This is a genomic window from Methylobacterium nigriterrae (genome assembly GCF_037106235.1).
GTDB lineage: Bacteria > Pseudomonadota > Alphaproteobacteria > Rhizobiales > Beijerinckiaceae > Methylobacterium > Methylobacterium nigriterrae.
Window position 1 is genome coordinate 1 of record NZ_JBAWTG010000328.1, and the last position, 1903, is coordinate 1903.

At 65.3% G+C, this 1903-nt stretch carries 2 protein-coding genes and 1 pseudogene; 1 reads left to right on the forward strand and 2 read right to left on the reverse strand.

Going from position 1 to position 1903, the window contains the following annotated elements; all coding sequences use genetic code 11:
• The first annotated feature begins 263 nt into the window (after nt 1–263).
• A complete protein-coding gene (locus WDW90_RS36725; protein ID WP_336492660.1) occupies nt 264–764 on the forward strand; it encodes a MaoC/PaaZ C-terminal domain-containing protein in 501 nt (166 codons plus the stop codon).
• Nucleotides 765–887: 123 nt separating this feature from the next.
• Here WDW90_RS36725 and WDW90_RS36730 read toward each other — a convergent pair whose 3' ends face one another.
• Together WDW90_RS36730 and WDW90_RS36735 are read right to left on the reverse strand one after the other, a co-directional pair.
• Nucleotides 888–1016, reverse strand: a complete 129-nt coding sequence (locus WDW90_RS36730) for a hypothetical protein (RefSeq protein WP_336492661.1) — start codon at nt 1014–1016, stop codon at nt 888–890.
• A 199-nt stretch (nt 1017–1215) separates the two neighbouring features.
• A pseudogene (locus WDW90_RS36735) lies at nt 1216–1903 on the reverse strand (hypothetical protein); the annotation flags it as partial.

A 1903-nucleotide genomic window follows, 5' to 3' on the forward strand; every position in this document is an offset into this window, starting at 1 on the left:
ATTACCACTTGGACAACATCGCTTGATCCGAGAGGACACCCGGCGAAGTTTGTTCAAGGCGGTTGTCGGATGTCCGTCATCTCCCGCGGCAGGTGCAGCGAGCCACCGGTCCGCGCCGATTCCGCCACTCGGTTTCGCGGCGTTTTCCCGGACCGACGTCGACGGGCGTAGGCTTGGTCGTTGCAAGACGGGTGGCAACGGTCGGGAGATGGTCGGGGGCGTAGAGCATGGTCTCAGTTCCATCGGCTTCGACGGAGGGCAACATGCGGGTCTTCCAGAGTTTCGACGAGATCAAAGCGGCTGTCGGAACGGAGGTCGGGGTGAGCGACTGGATCGTGGTGAGCCAGGAGCGGATCGAGCAATTCGCCCAGGCAACTGGCGGCAACCAGTGGGTCCACGTCGACGTCGAGCGTGCGGCACGTGAATTGCCGACGGGCACCAGGATGGCCCATGGTCTGCTGACGCTGAGCTTCGCACCGGTTTTCATCCGGGACGTGATGAGCCTGCAAGGATTGAAAATTACCCTGAACTACGGGCAAACCGCATCCGCCACTTGGCTCCCGTGCCGGCCGGATCGCGGCGGCGCGGCCGCGCAACCATCGCTGCGGCGGAAGACGCGCCGCCGGACGGCTTGCGAGTTACCTACGGCATCCGTTCGAGATCGAGAATCGCGACCGTCCGGCCTGGGTCGCCGAGGTCATCGCGCTGCACTACCGGTAGGCGGCAGCGACCCGGGGCGCTGCGGCGCAGAGACTTGCCTGTAGCAGCGAGAGGGGGTGATGTTTGCCCAGTCGCGCTAGGCGCTCTGATGCGAACCGCTCTACGCTTCCAGCCCCACTCTCGTTGATACGGCCACCGCGCTTGGCGGGCGGCGCGCCTGCCGCACTCTATTGAGCGACCAGTCCGTAGGCGGTCACCGCGCAATCTGCCACGATGACCAGGAACACGAAGGCGAACAGCTGCGTCAGCCCTGCCTCGGTCTCCAAGTGCGCGCGAAGGGTACGAAGATCCGCCATGGTCTGGCTCCGCTTGGTCCGAGCGCCATCAGAGCAGGTTCCGGCTCGTTCGTGAACGGCCAAGCTCCCGGGTTGCTGACTTTGGTCGGTTCTGTACGACGTCGCACCAGGGTAGGCGTGTGTCCTGACTCACCGCAGATAGCTGCTTTGGGCTGCGGAACACCTATCGTCAGAAGTACATGTCCAGCTCGGAACTTTCTCAGTGTGGGGGCTGGAAACGTGGGGAAGTTGGTGCTTCGTAGAGCTTGCCGTCCGGCCCGACGGCTCCCGCGAACGATCTGCCGGCGGGCACGTCCGCGCAGGCAAGGCCTCCATCGGCTGTCCCGCTCACGAGGCAAGTGGACGTCGCGGCCTCCGCTCCCGGCACGAGCGTGAAGTCCCCGCGTTCGGGCGCTCGGAAGCCGGGATCGCCCAAGCGACCGTGGCGCTCGAACTCGGCAAGCTGCGTGAATGCCTGCGGGAAGCCGTTGCTGCTGACGTCGTGATCGAACGCGCTGCGCAGGGCGGGCAAATCTCGGCCGCGCTCGTCCATGGGCAGCCAGCGAAAACAGTCGAAGAACGGGACGCTCCCCCTGGCACCGCCATATCGGCCGAGATCGTCGAATCTGACGAATTCCCGGCCGCAATCGGCGGCGCTGAACAATTCCGGCCTCGCCCGGCAGAGTTCCGCGTCGTAGCCAGGAATCCCCGGTTCACAGAATAGGATCGCGTTGTTCCAATGGCGCAGATTGGCGGCGGCGCCGATGCCGGTCACGGGTGACCGCAGGTACCAGCTGTTGTTGAAGACATAGATCGGGGCCTCGGTTGCGTAGCGGAACGTGTCGGGAGCGGCCCCCTTCGGCGGCAGCGCCAGCTTGATCACGCGGCCCGCGACGCTCGCCTCGCAG

Bases quoted from the DNA above. Each gene is read 5' to 3' on its own strand.
- WDW90_RS36725 (WP_336492660.1), top strand. From the start codon at position 264: ATGCGGGTCTTCCAGAGTTTCGACGAGATCAAAGCGGCTGTCGGAACG.
- WDW90_RS36730 (WP_336492661.1), bottom strand. From the start codon at position 1,016: ATGGCGGATCTTCGTACCCTTCGCGCGCACTTGGAGACCGAGGCAGGG.